Origin of the sequence: Paucibacter soli (assembly GCF_037482845.1) — a bacterium.
GTDB classification, from domain to species: Bacteria; Pseudomonadota; Gammaproteobacteria; order Burkholderiales; family Burkholderiaceae_C; genus Paucibacter_B; species Paucibacter_B soli.
In genome coordinates, this window is sequence record NZ_JBBHJW010000003.1 from 15582 (window position 1) to 33327 (window position 17746).

General features: G+C 67.9%; 18 protein-coding genes, 2 tRNA genes and 1 riboswitch. Of the genes, 15 read left to right on the top strand and 5 right to left on the bottom strand.

Annotated elements, in window-relative coordinates:
• The first annotated feature begins 18 nt into the window (after positions 1–18).
• Positions 19–504, top strand: coding sequence for an outer membrane lipoprotein (locus tag WG898_RS08155; RefSeq protein ID WP_339602278.1), 486 nt, complete (start codon positions 19–21; stop codon positions 502–504).
• A 69-nt stretch (positions 505–573) separates the two neighbouring features.
• Here WG898_RS08155 and WG898_RS08160 read toward each other — a convergent pair.
• Positions 574–650, bottom strand: a tRNA-Ile gene (locus WG898_RS08160).
• A 59-nt stretch (positions 651–709) separates the two neighbouring features.
• Positions 710–1729 (bottom strand): heat-inducible transcriptional repressor HrcA, encoded by a 1020-nt coding sequence (hrcA, locus tag WG898_RS08165; protein ID WP_339602279.1) that lies wholly within the window; start codon positions 1727–1729, stop codon positions 710–712.
• 69 nt (positions 1730–1798) lie between these two features.
• Between hrcA and WG898_RS08170 the strand changes: the two genes are divergently transcribed.
• Genes WG898_RS08170 through rapZ form a run of 3 tightly spaced genes read left to right on the top strand, consistent with a single transcriptional unit; the run spans position 1799 to position 5270 of the window.
• Entirely contained in the window at positions 1799–2674 is an 876-nt protein-coding gene (locus tag WG898_RS08170) for an NAD kinase (RefSeq protein WP_339602280.1), read from the top strand.
• On the top strand, positions 2674–4368 hold the full coding sequence (gene recN / locus WG898_RS08175) for a DNA repair protein RecN (RefSeq protein WP_339602281.1): 1695 nt from the start codon (positions 2674–2676) through the stop codon (positions 4366–4368). The genes WG898_RS08170 and recN overlap by 1 nt, the downstream gene beginning before the upstream one ends.
• Positions 4365–5270 carry an RNase adapter RapZ gene (rapZ, locus tag WG898_RS08180; RefSeq protein ID WP_339602282.1) on the top strand — a complete coding sequence of 302 codons (906 nt, stop codon included), beginning with the start codon at positions 4365–4367 and terminating at the stop codon, positions 5268–5270. The genes recN and rapZ overlap by 4 nt, the downstream gene beginning before the upstream one ends.
• Positions 5271–5293: 23 nt before the next feature.
• Here the strand turns inward: rapZ and WG898_RS08185 are convergent, their stop codons facing one another.
• The 3 genes from WG898_RS08185 to mutM are packed head-to-tail and all read right to left on the bottom strand — an operon-like array spanning position 5294 to position 7577.
• Positions 5294–5638 (bottom strand): hypothetical protein, encoded by a 345-nt coding sequence (locus WG898_RS08185; protein ID WP_339602283.1) that lies wholly within the window; start codon positions 5636–5638, stop codon positions 5294–5296.
• Positions 5639–5655: 17 nt separating this feature from the next.
• Positions 5656–6711, bottom strand: coding sequence for an A/G-specific adenine glycosylase (gene mutY, locus WG898_RS08190; RefSeq protein ID WP_339602284.1), 1056 nt, complete (start codon positions 6709–6711; stop codon positions 5656–5658).
• A gap of 47 nt (positions 6712–6758) precedes the next feature.
• Positions 6759–7577 (bottom strand): bifunctional DNA-formamidopyrimidine glycosylase/DNA-(apurinic or apyrimidinic site) lyase, encoded by an 819-nt coding sequence (gene mutM, locus WG898_RS08195; protein ID WP_339602285.1) that lies wholly within the window; start codon positions 7575–7577, stop codon positions 6759–6761.
• An 83-nt stretch (positions 7578–7660) separates the two neighbouring features.
• On the opposite strand from mutM, the gene WG898_RS08200 reads away from it, so the two are divergent.
• The 11 genes from WG898_RS08200 (at position 7661) to WG898_RS08250 (ending at position 17742) form a co-directional block, all read left to right on the top strand.
• Positions 7661–9442, top strand: coding sequence for a tetratricopeptide repeat protein (locus WG898_RS08200; RefSeq protein ID WP_339602286.1), 1782 nt, complete (start codon positions 7661–7663; stop codon positions 9440–9442).
• Positions 9443–9519: 77 nt separating this feature from the next.
• Positions 9520–10059, top strand: coding sequence for an outer membrane lipoprotein LolB (locus WG898_RS08205; RefSeq protein ID WP_339602287.1), 540 nt, complete (start codon positions 9520–9522; stop codon positions 10057–10059).
• A gap of 20 nt (positions 10060–10079) precedes the next feature.
• Positions 10080–10994, top strand: coding sequence for a 4-(cytidine 5'-diphospho)-2-C-methyl-D-erythritol kinase (gene ispE / locus WG898_RS08210; protein ID WP_339602288.1), 915 nt, complete (start codon positions 10080–10082; stop codon positions 10992–10994).
• Between the two features lie 40 nt (positions 10995–11034).
• Positions 11035–11111: transfer RNA gene (locus tag WG898_RS08215), tRNA-Gln, on the top strand.
• A gap of 69 nt (positions 11112–11180) precedes the next feature.
• Complete coding sequence (locus WG898_RS08220) at positions 11181–12143, top strand: ribose-phosphate pyrophosphokinase (RefSeq protein ID WP_339602289.1); 963 nt, start codon at positions 11181–11183, stop codon at positions 12141–12143.
• Between the two features lie 109 nt (positions 12144–12252).
• Positions 12253–12876, top strand: a complete 624-nt coding sequence (locus tag WG898_RS08225; RefSeq protein ID WP_339602290.1) for a 50S ribosomal protein L25/general stress protein Ctc — start codon at positions 12253–12255, stop codon at positions 12874–12876.
• An 85-nt stretch (positions 12877–12961) separates the two neighbouring features.
• Positions 12962–13597, top strand: coding sequence for an aminoacyl-tRNA hydrolase (gene pth / locus WG898_RS08230; RefSeq protein WP_339602291.1), 636 nt, complete (start codon positions 12962–12964; stop codon positions 13595–13597).
• On the top strand, positions 13594–14016 hold the full coding sequence (locus WG898_RS08235) for a hypothetical protein (RefSeq protein WP_339602292.1): 423 nt from the start codon (positions 13594–13596) through the stop codon (positions 14014–14016). The genes pth and WG898_RS08235 overlap by 4 nt, the downstream gene beginning before the upstream one ends.
• A riboswitch (cobalamin riboswitch) is annotated at positions 14012–14250 on the top strand. Its footprint overlaps the gene before it by 5 nt.
• 68 nt (positions 14251–14318) lie before the next feature.
• Positions 14319–16274 carry a TonB-dependent receptor plug domain-containing protein gene (locus tag WG898_RS08240; RefSeq protein WP_339602293.1) on the top strand — a complete coding sequence of 652 codons (1956 nt, stop codon included), beginning with the start codon at positions 14319–14321 and terminating at the stop codon, positions 16272–16274.
• A gap of 5 nt (positions 16275–16279) precedes the next feature.
• On the top strand, positions 16280–16846 hold the full coding sequence (gene cobU / locus WG898_RS08245; protein ID WP_339602294.1) for a bifunctional adenosylcobinamide kinase/adenosylcobinamide-phosphate guanylyltransferase: 567 nt from the start codon (positions 16280–16282) through the stop codon (positions 16844–16846).
• Entirely contained in the window at positions 16843–17742 is a 900-nt protein-coding gene (locus tag WG898_RS08250; RefSeq protein ID WP_339602295.1) for an ABC transporter substrate-binding protein, read from the top strand. Before cobU ends, WG898_RS08250 begins: the two co-directional genes overlap by 4 nt.
• The last annotated feature ends 4 nt before the right edge of the window (positions 17743–17746 follow it).

The following is a 17746-nucleotide window of genomic DNA, read 5'->3' on the forward strand; positions in this document are numbered from 1 at the left end:
GACTTATCCGGAGGAACCATGCCCATCAAGAAACTGATCGCCGCCGCCGCCGTGGCGGCCCTGGCCGCCTGCTCGACCACCAGCCCCGACGTGGTGCAGCGCGGCGACGCACAGCGCATGTCTCAGGTGCAGGATGCCACCGTGCTATCGATCCACCCCGTGACCGTGGACGGCAGCCAGAGCGGCGCCGGCGCCGTTACCGGCGGTGTGATCGGCGCAGTGGCGGGCTCCAGCGTCGGTGGTCGCCGCGAGGGCCAGGTTGTGGGCGTGCTGGGCGCCGTGGCCGGTGCGGTGATAGGCAACGCTATCGAGCGCAACGCCACTCGCGAGGAAGCGGTCGAGATCCTGCTGCAGTTGCGCAATGGCGAGCGTCGCTCGGTGGTGCAGGCCAAGGCCGGCGAAACCATCATGGCCGGCGACGCCGTGGTGCTGGTGACCACCGGCGGCAAGACGCGCGTGACGCGGGCGCCGGCTGTGGCGCCGGCGCCTGCGCCCGCACACTGATCGTCCGCTCAGAAGCAAGAAGGGCTTGGCAGATTCGCCAAGCCCTTTGTGTTTGCTGAGGGAGATGTCTGGTAGGCCGTGCAGGACTTGAACCTGCGACCAAAGGATTATGAGTCCTCTGCTCTAACCAACTGAGCTAACGGCCCTGAGTAAGAAACTGCCCTGGCCGGCGCCAGGAGCGCGGATTGTATAGGGCAGTTCGGCCCTACTTCTGCGACAGCGCGTTGCTGACCATGCGCGAGGTGATGTCGACGATCTGGATCATGCGGTCGTAGGCCATGCGGGTGGGGCCGATCACGCCCAGGGTGCCCACCAGCTGGCCATCCACCTCGTAGGGCGCGGAGACGATGGAGAGTTCCTCGAAGGGCACGACCTGGCTCTCGCCACCGATATAGATGCGCACGCCTTCGGCACGGCTGGAGACGTCGAGCAGGCGCATCAGCTGGGTCTTCTGCTCGAACATCTCGAACAGGCGCCGCAGGCTGCCCATGTCGTTGTTGAAATCCTGCACGGTGAGCAGGTTGCGCTCGCCGGAAATCACCACGCGCTCTTCCTCATGCTCCAGCGCCTCGGTGCCGACCTGCACGGCGGTATTCATCAGCACGCCGATCTCGCCCTTCAGCGCATCCACTTCGCTCCTCAGGCGCTCGCGCACCGCCTCCAGGGTGAGGCCGGCGTAATGGGCGTTGAGGCGGTTGCTGGCCTCGGCCAGCTCGGCCTGGTTGAGGTCCTGCGCGGTGAAGATCACGCGGTTCTGCACATCGCCGTCGGGCGACACCATGATCACCAGCACGCGCCGCTCGCCCAGGCGCAGGAATTCGATATGGTGGAACACGCTGGGCTTGCGCGGCGCGGTCACCACGCCGACAAAGCTCGACAGGCTGGACAGCAGATGCGCGGCGCTGGCGATCACGCGCTGCGGCTGGTCGGGCTGCAGCTGCGTCTCGATCGGCCGCGCGTCCGCGCCCAGCAGGGCCGGCTGCGCGGTCAGCATGGTGTCGACGAAGAGGCGGTAGCCGCGCGCGGTGGGAATGCGGCCGGCACTGGTGTGCGGGCTGGCGATCAGGCCCAGCTCCTCCAGATCGGCCATCACATTGCGTATCGTCGCGGGCGAGAGCTCCAGCCCCGATGCCTTGGACAGCGTGCGCGAACCCACGGGCTGACCGTCCGCGATATAGCGTTCGACCAGGGTTTTCAGCAGTGATTTGGAGCGCTCGTCGAGCATGGCTTTCATTGTACGGACAGGCCCGCCGGGTCCCGCAAGTGCTCGCAACCCTGTGGTGTAATTCTGCGCATGGCCAAGCGATTCCGTCATGTGGCGTTAGTGGGCAAGCACCAGGCCAGGGGCATACGCCCTGTGCTTGAGGAGATTGCCGAGTTCGTGGCCGGCCTCGGCCTGGATGTCTCGCTGGAGCGCGAGACCGCGCTGAACACCGGCATCACCGCTTTTGACGCCCTCTCCAACGATGAATTGGGCCGCGAATGCGACCTGGCCATCGTGGTCGGCGGCGACGGCACCATGCTGGGCTTTGCCCGCGAGATGGCAAGACATGGCACCCCGCTGGTGGGCATCAACCAGGGCCGGCTCGGCTTCATCACCGATATCTCGATCGAGCGCTTTCGCGAGGCGCTCGAGCCCATCCTGGCCGGCACCTATGAAAAAGAGCAGCGCGCCATGCTGGAGGGCGCGGTCTGGCGCGATGAGCGCATCATCTTCGAGGGCCTGGCCCTCAACGACGTGGTGGTGAGCCGCGGCGCCACCGCCTCGATGGTGGAGCTGCGCGTGGACGTGGGCGACGAGTTCGTCGCCAATCTGCGCGCCGACGGCATCATCGTCGCCTCGCCCACCGGCTCCACCGCCTATTCGCTCTCGGCCGGCGGGCCCATCCTGCATCCCAGCATAGGCGGCTGGGTGCTGGTGCCGATCGCCTCGCACACGCTCTCCAACCGCCCCATCGTGCTACCCGACCTGGGCGAGATCCGGCTGGAGATCGTCGCCGGCCGCGATGCCAGCGTGAATTTCGATATGCAGAGCCTGGCCAGCCTGCTGCACGGCGACTGCATCACCGTGCGGCGCTCCAAGCACAAGGTCTGCTTCCTGCATCCCACCGGCTGGAGCTATTACGCCACGCTGCGCCGCAAGCTGCGCTGGTACGAGGGAGTGAGCTGATGCTCAGGCGCTTGAGTCTCAGGGATTTCGTCATCGTGCCCGAACTGGAGCTGGACTTCGGCGCGGGCTTCGCGGTGCTTACCGGCGAGACCGGCGCCGGCAAGTCCATCCTGATCGACGCCCTGCAGCTGGCGCTGGGCAGCCGCGGCGATGCCGGCGTGGTGCGCGAGGGCGCGGCGCGGGCCGAGATCACGGCCGAGTTCGACCGCCCCGCCGCCCTGCACGACTGGCTCGGCGAGGCCGGCTTTGATGGCGACGACGATGGCCTGCTGCTGCTGCGCCGTGTCATCGACGCGCAGGGCAAGAGCCGCGCCTGGATCAATGGCAGCGCCGCCACGGTGGCGCAGCTGCGCGAGCTGGCCGATGCCCTGCTGGACATCCACGGCCAGCATGCCTGGCAAGGCCTGACCCGCGCGCCCGCGGTGCGCGCGCTGCTGGACGGTTATGCCGGCATCGACGCCGTGCCGGTGGCCAGGACCTATGCCGAATGGAAGCGGGCCAGCGAGGGCCTTGAGGCGGCGCAGGCGCGCCAGGGCGAGCTGGCGCGCGAGCATGAGCGCCTGAGCTGGCAGATCGGCGAGCTCGATCGCCTCGCGCCCGGCGCCGATGAATGGGATGAGCTCAACGCCGAGCACCAGCGGCTCGCGCATGCGCAGTCGCTGATGGATGCGGCGCGCAAGGCGCTGGACGCGCTCAGCGAGGCCGAGCTCAATGCCGAGGGCCTGACGCAGCGAGCGCTGGATGATCTGCAGGACGTGCTGGCCTACGACGCGCGCCTGCAGCCCGCCGTCGAGGCCTTGCAGGGCGTGCAGGCGCAGCTGCAGGACGCCACGCACACGCTCAGCGCCTATCTGCACGGCGCCGACATGGAGCCCGAACGCCTGCAGGAGCTGGACGAGCGCCTCTCCGCCTGGGTGGCGCTGGCGCGCCGCTACCGGCGCCAGCCGGCCGAACTGCCGGCCCTGCTGCTGGAGTGGAAGCAGGAGCTGGCGGCGCTGGACGCCGCCAGCGATCTGGCCGGCCTGCAGGCCGCGCAAGACCTGGCACGCGGCAACTACCAACTCGAGGCCGAGCGGCTCAGCGCCGCGCGCGCCAAGGCGGCGCCGCAGCTCGCGGCCGCCGTCACCCAGGCCATGCAGCTGCTGGGCATGGCCGGCGGCAGCTTCGAGATTGCGCTGATCAAGCAGGAACAGGCACAGAGCTTCGGGCAGGAGTCGGCCGAATTCCTGGTGGCTGGGCACGCCGGCAGCACGCCGCGGCCGCTGGCCAAGGTGGCCTCGGGCGGCGAACTCTCGCGCATCGCGCTGGCGATCGCCGTCACCACCTGCCAGCAGCAGGACAGCGGCGCCGGCACCCTGATCTTTGACGAGATCGATGCCGGCGTGGGCGGCGCGGTGGCCGAAACCGTGGGCCGGTTGATGAAGCAGCTGGGGCGCGAGCGCCAGGTGCTGGCCGTCACCCATCTGCCCCAGGTGGCCGCCTGCGCCGACCAGCATTTCGTCGTCTCCAAGGCCTTGCGCGCCGGCATCACCTGCAGCGATGTGCAGCCGGTGCATGGCGAGGCGCGTGTGGCCGAGATCGCCCGCATGCTCGGCGGCGAGCGTCTCTCGTCCACCAGCATTGCGCATGCGCAGGAGATGCTGGATCTCTCCAACACCGGCGCGCCGGCGCGCAGCAAGAAGGCCAGGTCATGAGCAGCAAGCGGGGATTTGCGCCGAAGTCGCCGCCGCAAAGCGATGTGGTGCTGGTCACGGGCGTGTCGGGCGGCGGCAAGTCCATCGCCATGCATGCGCTGGAGGACGCCGGCTTCTTCTGCGTGGACAACCTGCCACCCGAGCTGCTGCTGGAGTTCCTGACGCTGGAAAAGCAGCGCGGCCAGCGCCGCGTCGCGATCGCGGTGGACGTGCGCAGCGCCGGCTCGCTGCCGCATCTGCTGCCGCTCATCAAGCAATTGCGCGGCGAGGGCGTGGGCCTGCGCTCGATCTTTCTGGACGCCAATACCGACACCCTGATGCGGCGCTTCTCCGAAACGCGCCGCCCGCATCCGCTGCGCCAGGCCCAGCAGGACGGCGAGGACGCGCACCGCATGCTGCTGGACGCGATCGAGCTGGAGCGCGAGCTGCTGGCGGCGCTGCGCGTGGAGTCAACCGTGATCGACACCAGCCAGCTGCGGCCCGCGCAATTGCGCGCCTGGGTGCGCGATCTGGTGGTAGTGAGCGGCACCTCGCTGACCCTGGTGTTCGAGTCCTTCGCCTTCAAGCATGGCGTGCCCAGCGATGCCGATTTCGTGTTCGACGTGCGCGTGCTGCCCAACCCCTATTACGACCGCGAGCTGCGCCCGCTCACCGGCCGCGACGCACCGGTGGCCGAGTATCTGGAGGCCCAGCCCGAGGTGCGCCTGATGCTGGGCCAGATCGGCGCCTTCATCTCGCAATGGCTGCCCAATTTCGCGGCCGACCAGCGCAGCTACCTGACCGTGGCCATCGGTTGCACCGGCGGCCAGCACCGTTCGGTCTATCTGGTGGAAACGCTCACCAAGCAGTTCGCCTACCATGGCCAGGTGCTCAAGCGGCACCGCGAGCTGGACGCCAAATAGAGCCTGGCCTGCCCCGGCCCGGCTCAGCCCACCTGCTCGTCCTGCAGCAGCAGGACCATGGCCACCACCGAGACCACCGGGAACAGTATCACCATGCCCAACAGCCAGGGCAGCACGCGCCGGCCGGCATGCTTGAGGGCCACGCCCACGAAGCTGATATGGGCGATCACGCAAACCGCCAGGCCCAGGCCCCACAGGGTGGCCTTGGCGCCGTCGACCTCGTCCATATTGGCCACCGAGATCAGAAACCACAGGCAGGTGGCGCCCGCAAGGGCCGCCACCACGGCCGATTCGATCGCGCTCTTGACGGCGGGCTTGGCATTGCTGTGCATGGTGTTGGGGTGGGCTGTCGCGGGGCGCCACAGCATACGCCATCCATGCACCATCAATCCAGCAGGCGCTTGAGCGGCGCCGGCAGCGCATAACTGGCCAGGCGCTCGCGCGCCACCCAGACACCGCCGCTCAGTTCGGGCGCCGGCCCCGCCACTTCGGCGCGGCGCGGATGCAGCACCCAGTCCAGATGCGTCAGCGCATGCTGGATCACCGGCATCACCTCGGCGCTGGCGCCCAGGCCGGCAAGTCCCTCCAGCTGGCGCTGCAGCGCGGCCTCGTCGTCGAACAGCGGCAAGGTCCACAGCCCCGCCCACACGCCCGTGGCCGGCCGCTGTTCGAGCCAGATGCGGCCCTCATGCTCCAGCCACAACCACCAGTTCTCGCGCCGGCTGCGCTTGAGCTTGCGCGTCTTGACGGGCAGGCGCTGCGGCTCGCCCTGGGCGCGCGCCAGGCACAGCTCGCTCACCGGGCAGAGCAGGCATTGCGGCGTGCGCACGCCGCACAGGCTGGCGCCCAGGTCCATCAGGCCCTGGGTGTAGCTGGCCATATCGGCGCTGGCGGGCAGCAGCTCGGTGGCGCGCTGCCACAGCAGCTTTTCCTGCGCCGCGCTGGCCAGGTCGCCCTCGAACGCCAACAGACGCGAAAGCACCCGCTTGACGTTGCCGTCCAGGATCGCGACGCGCTCGCCAAAGCAGAACGAGGCCACCGCCGCGGCGGTGGAGCGGCCTATGCCGGGCAGGGTCTGCAGGAGCTCGGCGCTGCGCGGAAACTCGCCGCCGTAACGCTCGCACACCGCCTGCGCGCAGCGGTGCAGATTGCGCGCACGGCTGTAATAGCCCAGGCCCGCCCACAGGGTCAGCACCTCGTCCAGCGGCGCCGCGGCCAGCTCGCGCACGCTGGGGAAGCTGGCGAGAAAGCGCTGGTAATAGCCCAGCACCGTGCTCACCTGGGTCTGCTGCAACATGATCTCGGACAGCCAGACGCGGTAGGGATCGCGCGTGTTCTGCCAGGGCAGCGCATTGCGCCCATGGCTGCGCTGCCAGGCCACCAGGGTCGAGGCAAACAGGGCTTGGATCTCCGTGGGGCTGGGCTCGTCGTCTACTCTCATGCGCGGCGCATGCTAGCCCAAGCTCAACGCTTCTCTCAACGCTTCTTTCAACGCTTTTGGCAGGACGGGCAGAAATAGCTCGAACGCTGGCCCTGCACGATGCGGCGTATCGGCGTGCCGCATGCCTGGCAGGGTGCACCCTCGCGCCCATAGACCTGGGCCTGCATCTGGAAGCTGCCGGCCACGCCATGTGCGTCCCTGAAGTCGCGCAACGTCGTGCCGCCCGCCTGCACCGCCTGTGCCAGGATCTCGCGCAGCGCCAGCGCCAGGCGGGCCGCACGCGGGCGGCTCAGGCGCTGCGCCTGCAGGCGCGGGTCTATGCCGGCGCGAAACAGCGCCTCGCAGGCGTAGATATTGCCGGCGCCCACCACGATGTCGCCCGCCAGCAGGGCCTGCTTGATGGCGACGCGCCGGCCGCTCAGGCCGGCATGCAGATGGGCGCCATCGAAGCGCGCGTCAAAGGGCTCCAGCCCCAGGCCGGCCAGCAGCTTGGCGGCCGGGTCGGCATCCAGGGCATCCGACCAGACCACCGCACCAAAGCGGCGCGGATCGGTCAGGCGCAGGCTGCCGCGGTTGGTGAGCAATTCAAAATGGTCATGCGGCCCGGCGGGCGGGGCATGCTCGCAAAAAAAGGCCAGCGAGCCCGACATGCCCAGATGCAGCAGCAGCCCGCCCGGCTCCAGCGGCAACCAGAGGTATTTGCCGCGCCGCCGCACCTCGCCGACGCGCCGCCCCACCAGGCTTTGCGGCGCAATACCCAGCGGCCAGCGCAGTGGCTTACCCAGCCTGAGTTCGAGCACATGGGCGCCGGCAATCGCATCGGCAAAGCTGCGGCGCGTGACTTCGACTTCGGGCAATTCAGGCATGACTCATGATACGAGCGAGCGCTTGCCTAGAATGCCCGCAAGGGCCAGGCCGCAGCGCGGGCCCATGTTCTCCAGGAGCCCGCATGCCCGCCTCGAACCGCCGAACGCTCGCCAAACCCCTATGGGCGCCGGCCATACTGTCCGTCTTGATGGGCTGCGCCGCTCCGGCCTGGGCCGCCAGCGAGGCCGACTCACAGCCCGCCGCGGTCGTTAGCAACTCGGCGATGGATGCGCCGCTGTTCTACCAGCTGTTGATCGGCGAGCTGGAGCTCAATGCCGGCCAGGCCGGCACCGCCTACCAGGTGCTGCTGGACGCGGCGCGCCGCACCCAGGACCAGGCCCTGTTCAAGCGCGTCGTGAGCATTGCCCTGCAGGCCCGCGCCGGTGAGCAGGCGCTGATCGCCGCCAAGGCCTGGCGCGATGCTGCGCCCGATTCCATCGACGCCCATCAATCGCTGCTGCAGCTGCTGGCCCTGCTCAACAAGCCGGCCGAGGCCGCCGCGCCGCTGAAAGCGCTGCTGGCGCTGACCCCGGCCGCGCAGCGCGGCGCGGTGCTGGCATCGCTGCCCCAGCTGTTCCAGCGCGCGCCCGAGCCCAAGCAGGTGCTGGCAGGCTTCAAGCCCGTGCTGCTTGCCGCCGCCCAGCAGGCCGACACCCGCATGATGGGCATGCTGGTGCTGGCCAAGCTGGAGCAGATGGCCGATGAGGTCGACGAGGCGATGACGCTGACCCGCAGCGCCGCTGCCGAATTCCCCGACGCCGAGGAGCCGCTGATCCTGGCCCTGGACCTGATGGGGCAGCGCGCCGAGGCCGAGGCCCTGGTCGGCTCGGCCCTTCAGGCAAAGCCCGACAACCATGGCCTGCGCCAGGCCTACGGCCGCGCCCTGGCACGCGCCCAGCGCCCGGCCGATGCCGCGCGCGAATTCCGCCTGCTGACCGAGCAAATGCCCGACAACCCCTCGTCCTGGCTGGCGCTGGGTTCGCTGGAGCTGGAACTGGGCCATGCCGAGGCGGCCGACGGCGCGCTGCGCAGTTTTCTGAAACGGTTGGAGGGCGAGAACAAGGCGAACGAGCCCGAGCTCAGCGACGCCGGCAAGGATGCGCGTCAGCAGGCCTGGCTGCTGCTGGCCCAGGCCGCCGAGATGCGCGGCGACCTGAAGGCGGCCGAGGCCTGGCTGCTGCGCGTGGATGCGCCGCAGCGCCAGACGGAAACCCAGCTGCGCCGCGCCTCGCTGCTGGCCAAGCAGGGCAAGCTGGCACAGGCGCGCCAGCTGATCCAGGCCCTGCCCGGCGAGCGCGAACAGGACCTGCGCGCCAAGCTGCTGGCCGAGGCCCAGCTGCTGCGCGATGCGCGCGAATGGGCGCCGGCGCTGGAGGTGCTGGACAAGGCCAGCGAGCGCTTCCCCGACGATGCCGACCTGATCTACGAGCGCTCGATGATGGCCGAGAAGCTCGGGCGCATGACCGAGATGGAGGCCTTGCTGCGCAAGGTGATCGAATTGCGCCCCAGCCATTACCACGCCTACAACGCACTGGGCTATTCGCTCGCCGATCGCAAGCAGCGCCTGCCCGAGGCGCGTGAGCTGATCGCCAAGGCGCTCAGCTTCGCGCCGCAGGAGCCCTTCATCGTCGACAGCATGGGCTGGGTCGAGTACCGCATGGGCAAGCTCGACGAAGCCGAGCGCCTGCTGCGCCAAGCCTATGGCTCGCGCCCCGACGCCGAAATCGCTGCCCACCTGGGCGAGGTCTTGTGGGCCGCCGGCCGGCACGACGAGGCCAAACGCATCTGGGCCGAGGGTACAAAGCGCGATCCCAGGAACGAGGCCCTGCGCGAAACCATGCAGCGCCTCAAAGCCAAGCCATGATCGCCCCCAGACCTGCCGCTTCGCGTCAGGCCCCCCGAGGGGGTCAAGCAAACTCGGGAGCGGCCCTTCGTTTGCTTGTGAGGCCCGCGCTCGCGCTTTGCGCCTGCCTAGCCCTGGTGGCCTGCGCCAGCGTGCCGCCGCAGCCACAAGCCTATCAGGCCCAGGCCGAAGACCTGCAGTTGAGCGGACGCCTGAGCGTGCAGGTGGCGGCACTCAACGGCGCGCGCGCCCAGGGCGGCAATGCCGGCTTCGAGCTGCAGGGCTCGGCCCTGGCCGGGCAGCTGGAGCTCAGCACGCCGCTGGGCAGCCTGCTGGCACGCGCGCGCTGGAACGGCAGCGAGGTGCTGCTGCAGACACCCAACGATGAGCGCCGCTTCGACGACCTCGACGCCCTCACCCGCGAACTGCTGGGCGAGGCCATTCCCATCGCCGCCATGTTCGACTGGCTGCAGGGCCGCCCCTGGCCGCAGGCCGCACATCGGCCCATTGGCGAGCAGGGCTTCATCCAACTTGGCTGGGCCGTGGATCTGAGTCGTTATGCCGAGGGCCTGATTGTGGCCAGGCGCAGCGCCGAACCCGAGGCCACGTTGCGTGTGCGCCTCGACCCCAAACCCTGATCCCTGCCGATACTGCCGTCATGCAAGCGCTCTACGACGTCCCGGCCCCGGCCAAGCTCAACCTCTTTCTGCATGTGGTGGGCAAGCGACCCGATGGCTATCACCTGCTCGAATCGGTGTTCGTGCTGATCGACTGGGCCGACACCCTGCATTTCGAAGCCCGCGGCGATGGCCTGTTGCAGCGCCATGACCAGGGCGACGCCTTTTTGCCCCCCGACGACCTCTGTCTGCGCGCCGCACGCGCCCTGCAGCGCGAGAGCGGCTGCACCCTGGGCGCGGACATCCATATTGAGAAGCGACTGCCCGCCGGCGCCGGCATGGGCGGAGGCTCCTCTGACGCCGCCTCCACTCTGCTGTCGCTGAACCGGCTCTGGGGCCTCAACTGGCCGCGTTCGCGCCTGCTGCCCCTGGGCCTGAGCCTGGGCGCGGATGTGCCCTTCTTCCTCGGCGGCTGCAACGCCTTTGTCGAGGGCGTGGGCGAAATCCTGCACCCCATCTCCCTGCCAAGCCAGTACCTGGCGGTACTCAAACCGGCCGCCAGCATAGGCACCAAGGAAATATTTTCGTCGCAGCGCTTGCAGAGATCGAAAAGCGTGGCTATAGTAGCGGGCTTTCCTGCACACAATAGCAGCGAAGACAAAACGAGGTCTGACTGGCTTGCCAGCGTGACGCAAGGTTGGGGTCGCAATGATTTGCAAGCCGCCGCCGAGCATCACAGTACCGAAGTAAGTCACGCACTAAGGCTGTTGCAAGACCGCTTCGGCAACAGCCGGATGACGGGCTCGGGCAGCGCGGTGTTCGCACTGGTGAGCAAGGAAATCGGTATATCGAGCCAGCCTGTGGCAACATACCTGGGGGATCTTCCTCCGGCATGGGTTGGGAAAATATGCCGCAGTTTGGAGGTTCATCCGCTTCGCGAATGGGCTGAAGACTGAGTAAAGTTATGGGGTGCTGCAGCTCTGCAGTGTCCTGTGTAGGGGCGTCGCCAAGTTGGTTAAGGCATCGGATTTTGATTCCGACATGCGCAGGTTCGAATCCTTCCGCCCCTGCCAAATTTTTTCTTCTTCTCCGGGACCCGCAGGGCTGGCCGCGGGGCCATTGATTCAAAGGATGGCCCGCTCGTGCTGCTCAACACCGTCCTCTTCACCGGCAATGCAAACCCGGTGCTCTCCCAAGAAATTGCCACCCATCTGGGCGTAGACCTCGGCCGAGCCGTGGTCGGCCGCTTCTCCGATGGCGAGGTGACGGTCGAGATCCAGCAAAACGTGCGTGCCCGCGACGTGTTCGTGATCCAGCCGACTTGCGCGCCCACGAACGAGAACCTGATGGAACTGCTCATCATGGTCGATGCCTTGAAGCGTGCCAGCGCACGCCGCATCACCGCGGTGATCCCCTACTTCGGCTATGCCCGCCAGGACCGCCGCCCGCGCTCCACGCGCGTGCCGATCTCGGCCAAGGTGGTGGCCAATCTGCTGGAAACCGTGGGCGTCGAGCGCGTGCTCACCATGGACCTGCACGCCGACCAGATCCAGGGCTTCTTCGACATTCCGGTCGACAATATCTACGCCTCGCCGGTGCTGCTGTCGGACCTGAAGGCCCGCAACTACAGCAACCTGGTGGTGGTCAGCCCCGACGTCGGCGGCGTGGTGCGCGCCCGCGCTCTGGCCAAGCAGCTGGGCTGCGATCTGGCCATCATCGACAAGCGCCGCCCGGCCGCCAATGTCTCGGAAGTGATGCATGTGATCGGCGAAATCGACGGCCGCAACTGCGTCATCATGGACGACATGATCGACACCGCCGGCACGCTGGTGAAGGCGGCCGAGGTGCTGAAGGACCGCGGCGCCAAGAGCGTGTTTGCCTATTGCACCCACCCCATCCTGTCGGGCCCGGCGATCGAGCGCATCTCGGGTTCGCACCTGGACGAGGTGGTGATCAGCAACACCATTCCCCTGTCCGACGCGGCCAAGGCCTGCGGCAAGATCCGCCAGCTGTCGGTGGCCTTTTTGTTCGCCGAGACGATTCGCCGCATTTCGGACGGCGAGTCGGTGACCTCACTGTTTAGCGAGCAGAACAACAACTTCTAGTAAGACATTGGTGCCAGGCCCTCGCGGGCGTGGCGCGATGAGCCGTGATCGCAAGATCACATTCCTTGAGCACCTGGTCGCGGGTGCTCTATCCATTTTGGAGAAACCTATGAAATTCACCGCTTTCGAGCGCAAGCTGCAGGGGACCGGAGCGAGCCGCCGCCTGCGTATCTCGGGCAAGGTGCCCGGCATTGTGTACGGCGCTGGCGAACCCGCCACCATCGAGCTGGACCACAACGCGCTGTTCCACGCCATGAAGAAGGAAGCCTTCCACAGCTCCATCCTCGAGATGGAACTGAACGGCGCCGTCTCGCAAGTGCTGCTGCGCGACTACCAGATGCACCCCTACAAGCCGCAAGTCCTGCACGTGGACTTCCAGCGCGTGGACAGCACCACCAAGATCACCAAGAAGGTGCCGCTGCACTTCGTGGGCGAAGAGAACTCGCCGGCCGTCAAGCTGGACCACTGCACCGTCAACCATGTGCTGACGCAGCTGGAAATCACCTGCCTGGCCCAGCAGCTGCCCGAGTTCATCGAAGTGGACCTGAGCAACCTGACCAAGGGTCACTCGGTGCACGTCAATGACATCAAGCTGGCCGACCACATCAAGGTCGTGACCCGCGGCAAGCCCAACCCCGTGGTCGCCACGCCGGTTGAGCCCGTGACCGAAGAGATCGTGGTGGCAGCCGCCCCGGTCGAAGACGCCAAGGGCAAGAAGAAGGGCAAGAAGTAATTCTTGCTAGAGCCTGCCTCAATGGCACGAAGGCCCTGCTCTGCAGGGCCTTTTTTCTTGTGCGACCGCACCGATAATCCCCGCCATGATTCGACTCTTTGTGGGCCTGGGCAATCCCGGGCCGGAATACGAGGACACGCGCCACAACGCCGGCTTCTGGTGGGTGGACGGCCTGGCGCGCGGCCTGGGTGCCCAGCTGCAGGTGGAGCGCAGCTATTACGGCCTGGTGGCGCGCGTCAACAACGCACCCGGCGCGCCCGGCCCGATCTGGCTGCTGGAGCCCATGACCTTCATGAACCTCAGCGGCAAATCGGTGGCGGCGCTGGCGCGCTTCTTCAAGATCGCGCCCGAGGAAATCCTGGCCATTCACGACGAGCTCGACATCGCGCCCGGCGAGATGAAGATGAAGCTGGGCGGCGGCAACGGCGGCCACAACGGGCTCAAGGACATGCAGGCCCAGCTCGGTTCGCCTAACTTCTGGCGTCTGCGTCTCGGCATCGGCCATCCCGGCATCAAGGCCGAGGTCGCCAGCTATGTGCTGCGCAAACCGCCGCTGGCGGAGCGCCAGGCGGTGGAGGATTGCATAGGCAAGTCCTACCAGGCGGTGGAGCTGATGCTCAGGGGCGAGATGGACAAGGCCTTGGCCAAGATCCATGCCAAGCCGCCGCGGCCCAAACCACCCAGGCCGCCGGCACCCGTTGGCGCCGAAGTCTCATCATGAACCTGGCAGTCCGCCTTTTCTGCACCGCGCTGATGGCAGCCTGCAGCGGCGGATCGCAGGCGCAGACCCGGCCACAGAACACCACGATTTACCGCTGCGGCCCAGAGGGGCGCGAGCTGCGCGGCAGCCCCTGCCCGGCGGATGCCAAGGCCAGCACGCAGACCCTGCAATACGACCAGCCCTCAGCCGCGCAGAGCGCCGAGGCCAGGCAGCGCGCCGCGCAGGAGGCCAAGCAGGCCCATGCGATGGAGCAGGCCCGCCTCAAGCGCGAGGCCGAGCAGCGCCGCGAGGCCGCGCGGGCCGGCGGCATCCATGGCCAGCGCGGTGGCGACAGCGGCCCGGCCCAGGCGGCCAGCGCCCCCACCCCACCCAAGAAGCCAAAGAAGCCAAAGAAGCCCAAGGCAGCCAAGCCCGGCTAGAATGCCGCTTGTTGGTGCTCGCCCAGCCATTCATGTCTGGGCAGTTAAACGGGAATCAGAAGGGCGCGCCTCGCCGAGGCAGACCCAACCTGAGCTGTCCCCGCAACGGTAAGTGGATGGAGCCCTCAGCGCTCCAAGGCCCGTACTGCAGTCCACTGGCGCGTCACACGCGCTGGGAAGGACGCGGCGCTTGAATCCACCAGCCCGGATACCGGCCAACAGGTGATGCATCGCGGCGCGATGCGTCGATTTACAGGGGCCTGCGGGGAAGCTGGCACCTGGCAATTTGCTGTCTGGATTCCATGAGCTTTTCCTTCTCCGCACACGCGGCTTCACTGCCCGCGTCCACCTACGCCCGTACCCTGCTGGCCCTGGCCGCCGCTGCGGTCGCATGGCCCCAATCCGCGCTGGCCCAGAATGGTCCGGCTGCCAACAAGCTGGATCAGGTGCAGGTCACCGCCACGCGTTCCAGCATCCGCCTGGACCAGACCCTTGCCGATGTCACCGTGCTCACCCGCGCCGACATCGAGCGTCAGGCCTTCGGCGGCCTGGCGGATCTGCTTGCCAAGCAATCCTGTTTCGAATTCGCGCGCCCCGGCGGCCCCGGCGCCACCACCTCCTTGTTCCTGCGCGGCGCCAACACCCAGCACACCGTGGTGATGATTGACGGCGTGCGCATGGACACCCAATCCGGTTCCGGTGGCGCCACCTGGGAAAGCATGCCGCTGGCCCTGATCGAGCGTGTCGAGATCCTGCGTGGCGCGGCCAGCAGCCTCTACGGCTCCGACGCCGTGGCCGGCGTTGTGCAGATCTTCACCCGCAAGGGCGGCGCCAAGCCCTTTGTCGAATTCGGCGGCGGCATCGGCAGCCTGGGCATGGTCAAGGGCGACCTGAGCGTTGGCGGCATGCTGGGCCAGTTGGACTATGCCTTCAGCCTTGCCGCCGAGTTTGCCGATGGTTTCAATGCCCGCCCGGTTGCCTTCGACCCCAAGGACCCCGGCTACACGCCGGATCGCGACGATTGGCGCAACCACAACCTGAACGCCCGCGTCGGCTATCAGCTGGCCAAGGGCCAGCGCGTGGAACTGCTGAGCAGCAGCAGCCATGCCGAGAGCGGCTACGACGCCAGCGCCAAGCCCAAGCCAGGTGTCAACGACCGCAATATCCACGACCTGCGCGCCAGCCGCGCGTTCTGGAGCGCGCAGTGGAGCGAGGCCTGGAACTCCGAGCTCAGCGTGGGCGAATCGCGCGACCGCTACGAAACCAAGACGCAGTACGCCTACCTGACAGAAACCCTGGTGCGCAACTACGCCCTGCACAACAGCCTCAAGCTCGGCCCGGGCCAGCTCAATGTGCTGCTGGAGCGGCGCGAGGACAAGCTCATCAACGCCAGCTTGCAGTCCAGCAGCGGCCAGGCTGAGCGCCATCAGAACGCTGCGGCCCTGGGCTACCTGCTGAGCCAGGCCGCATGGGATGCGCAAGTACATCTGCGGCATGACCAGGACAGCGAGTTCGGTGGCATCAACACCGGCACTTTGGCCGCAGGCTGGCGCCCGGTGCCCGCCCTGCGCTTGTGGGCCAGCGCCGCCAACGCGTTCCGCGCGCCCACCCTGTACCAGAGCTTCAGCGCCTATGGCCCCCGCGCCGGCCTGCCGGCGCTGAATCCGGAGAAGGGCCGCAACGCCGAGTTCGGTCTGAGCTACGCCCAAGGCGCGCACGAGCTGGGCCTGACCATCTACAACAACCGCATCAAGCAGCTCATCAGCTGGGACAACCAGTTCGCAAGCCTTTGCGCGGCAACCGTGAATCCCGCCAAGCCCGATCCCTGGGACGGTTGCTACGGCAACCTGGCCAAGGTGCGTCTGCGCGGCGTTAGCCTGAGCGGCAGCACCGAGCTGGCGGGGCTGAAGCTCTCGGGCTCGCTGGACTTCCAGGACCCCAAGGACGTGCTGAGCGGCAAGACCCTGGGCCGGCGCGCCAAGCAGCATGCTTCGCTGCGCGTGGAGAAGCAATGGGGCGACTGGACCCTGGGCGGCCAGAGCCAGCTCAGCGGCAAGCGCTGGGACACCAACGCCAACACCACCCGCCTGGCCGGCTATGCGCTGCTGAATCTGGACGCGCAATACCGCGTGAACGCCAATCTGCGCCTGCAGCTGAATCTGGACAACGCCTTCGACCGCGCCTACCAGACGGCCAACGGCTATGCCCAGGCGCCGCGCACCCTGTTCATGGGCCTGCGCTACACCCCGGCACTCTGAGCGCCATGGCCGCCCACCAGCTCATCGTCGGCGGACAACGCAGCGGCAAGACCCGTCATGCCGAAGCCGTGGCGCTGCGCTGGCTGGCGGCCGCGCCGGAGCATGGCGTCTGCGTGCTCGCCACCGCACTGGCCTGGGACGAGGAGATGCGTCAGCGCATCGCCCGTCACCGCGCCGACCGCCCCGCGCGCTTCGATACGGTGGAGGTGCCGCTGGCACTGAGCCAGGCGCTGCGGGCGCAAAGTGCCCCCGGCCGGCTGCTGCTGGTGGACTGCCTGACCCTGTGGCTGACCAACTGGCTGATGCCCATGCATGGGCAGCCGGATCGCCGGGGCTGGGAGGCCGAGCGCAGCGCCATGCTCGACGCATTGCCGGCCCTGACATCGCCGGTGATCTTCGTCTCCAACGAGACGGGCTGGGGCGTGTCGCCGCTGGGCCGCGAGGTGCGCGAGTTTGTCGACGAGCTGGGCCGGCTGAACCAGGCCGTGGCCGGCCGCTGTCAAGACCTGACCCTGATGGTGGCCGGCCAGGCCTGGACGCGGCCGGTACACCAGGAGAGACCTGCACCATGAGATCGAATTCCCTTGCGCAGCCCAGCCTCTGGCTGTGGGCATTGAGTCTGGGCCTGGGCCTGCTGGCGGCTCCGCTGCAGGCGCAGACCAAGGTCGAACTGAAGGACGACCTCGGCAAGATCACGCATTGGACGCAGGCGCCGCGTCGCATCGTCACGCTGCTGCCCTCGCTGACCGAAACGGTCTGCGAGCTGGGCGCCTGCGACCGCCTGGTCGGCGTGGACCGCTATTCCAACTTCCCGGCCCAGGTCAACAAGCTGCCCAAGCTGGGCGGCCTGGACGACACCCAGGTCGAGACCATCGTCTCGCTCAAACCCGATGTGGTGCTGCTGGCGCCCTCCTCGCGCGTCACCGACCGCCTGCGCAATCTCGGTCTGACCGTGGTGACGCTGGAAACGCGCTCGTATATGGATGTGCAACGCCTGCTCGACAAGCTCGGGCAGTTGCTGCAGGTGAGCGATGCCCAGGCGATCTGGCGCCGCGTCGATGCGCAGGTCGGCGCCGCCGCGCAAAGCATCCCGGCCGCGGCGCGTGGCACCCTGGTGTATTACGAGGTCGACCGCTCGCCCTACGCCGCCGGGCCGGTGTCCTTCATGGGCGAGACCATGGCTCGCCTGGGCCTGCGCAACATCATCACGCCCGAAATGGGCCCCTTCCCCAAGATCAGCCCCGAGTACGTGGTGCGTGCCGGCCCGCAGCTGATCATGATTGGCAAACGCAATGCCGACGGGCTGTTCCAGCGCCCCGGCTGGGAGCGCATCCCGGCGATCCGCGACAAGCGCGTCTGCGTGTTCGATGCGGCGCAAAGCGACGTGATGTCCCGCCCCGGGCCGCGCATGGGCGAGGCGGCGCAGCTGATGGCGCAATGCCTGCGCGAGCAGTCCGCCAAACCATGAGCGG

What these genes read in the sequence shown, in the direction of transcription:
- WG898_RS08170 (WP_339602280.1), top strand. Translation starts at nt 1,799, where the DNA reads ATGGCCAAGCGATTCCGTCATGTGGCGTTAGTGGGCAAGCACCAGGCC.
- pth (WP_339602291.1), top strand. Translation starts at nt 12,962, where the DNA reads ATGATTCGACTCTTTGTGGGCCTGGGCAATCCCGGGCCGGAATACGAG.
- hrcA (WP_339602279.1), bottom strand. Translation starts at nt 1,729, where the DNA reads ATGCTCGACGAGCGCTCCAAATCACTGCTGAAAACCCTGGTCGAACGC.
- rapZ (WP_339602282.1), top strand. Translation starts at nt 4,365, where the DNA reads ATGAGCAGCAAGCGGGGATTTGCGCCGAAGTCGCCGCCGCAAAGCGAT.
- mutY (WP_339602284.1), bottom strand. Translation starts at nt 6,711, where the DNA reads ATGAGAGTAGACGACGAGCCCAGCCCCACGGAGATCCAAGCCCTGTTT.
- WG898_RS08235 (WP_339602292.1), top strand. Translation starts at nt 13,594, where the DNA reads ATGAACCTGGCAGTCCGCCTTTTCTGCACCGCGCTGATGGCAGCCTGC.
- WG898_RS08200 (WP_339602286.1), top strand. Translation starts at nt 7,661, where the DNA reads ATGCCCGCCTCGAACCGCCGAACGCTCGCCAAACCCCTATGGGCGCCG.
- recN (WP_339602281.1), top strand. Translation starts at nt 2,674, where the DNA reads ATGCTCAGGCGCTTGAGTCTCAGGGATTTCGTCATCGTGCCCGAACTG.
- ispE (WP_339602288.1), top strand. Translation starts at nt 10,080, where the DNA reads ATGCAAGCGCTCTACGACGTCCCGGCCCCGGCCAAGCTCAACCTCTTT.
- WG898_RS08155 (WP_339602278.1), top strand. Translation starts at nt 19, where the DNA reads ATGCCCATCAAGAAACTGATCGCCGCCGCCGCCGTGGCGGCCCTGGCC.
- WG898_RS08185 (WP_339602283.1), bottom strand. Translation starts at nt 5,638, where the DNA reads ATGCTGTGGCGCCCCGCGACAGCCCACCCCAACACCATGCACAGCAAT.
- WG898_RS08250 (WP_339602295.1), top strand. Translation starts at nt 16,843, where the DNA reads ATGAGATCGAATTCCCTTGCGCAGCCCAGCCTCTGGCTGTGGGCATTG.
- cobU (WP_339602294.1), top strand. Translation starts at nt 16,280, where the DNA reads ATGGCCGCCCACCAGCTCATCGTCGGCGGACAACGCAGCGGCAAGACC.
- WG898_RS08240 (WP_339602293.1), top strand. Translation starts at nt 14,319, where the DNA reads ATGAGCTTTTCCTTCTCCGCACACGCGGCTTCACTGCCCGCGTCCACC.
- mutM (WP_339602285.1), bottom strand. Translation starts at nt 7,577, where the DNA reads ATGCCTGAATTGCCCGAAGTCGAAGTCACGCGCCGCAGCTTTGCCGAT.
- WG898_RS08225 (WP_339602290.1), top strand. Translation starts at nt 12,253, where the DNA reads ATGAAATTCACCGCTTTCGAGCGCAAGCTGCAGGGGACCGGAGCGAGC.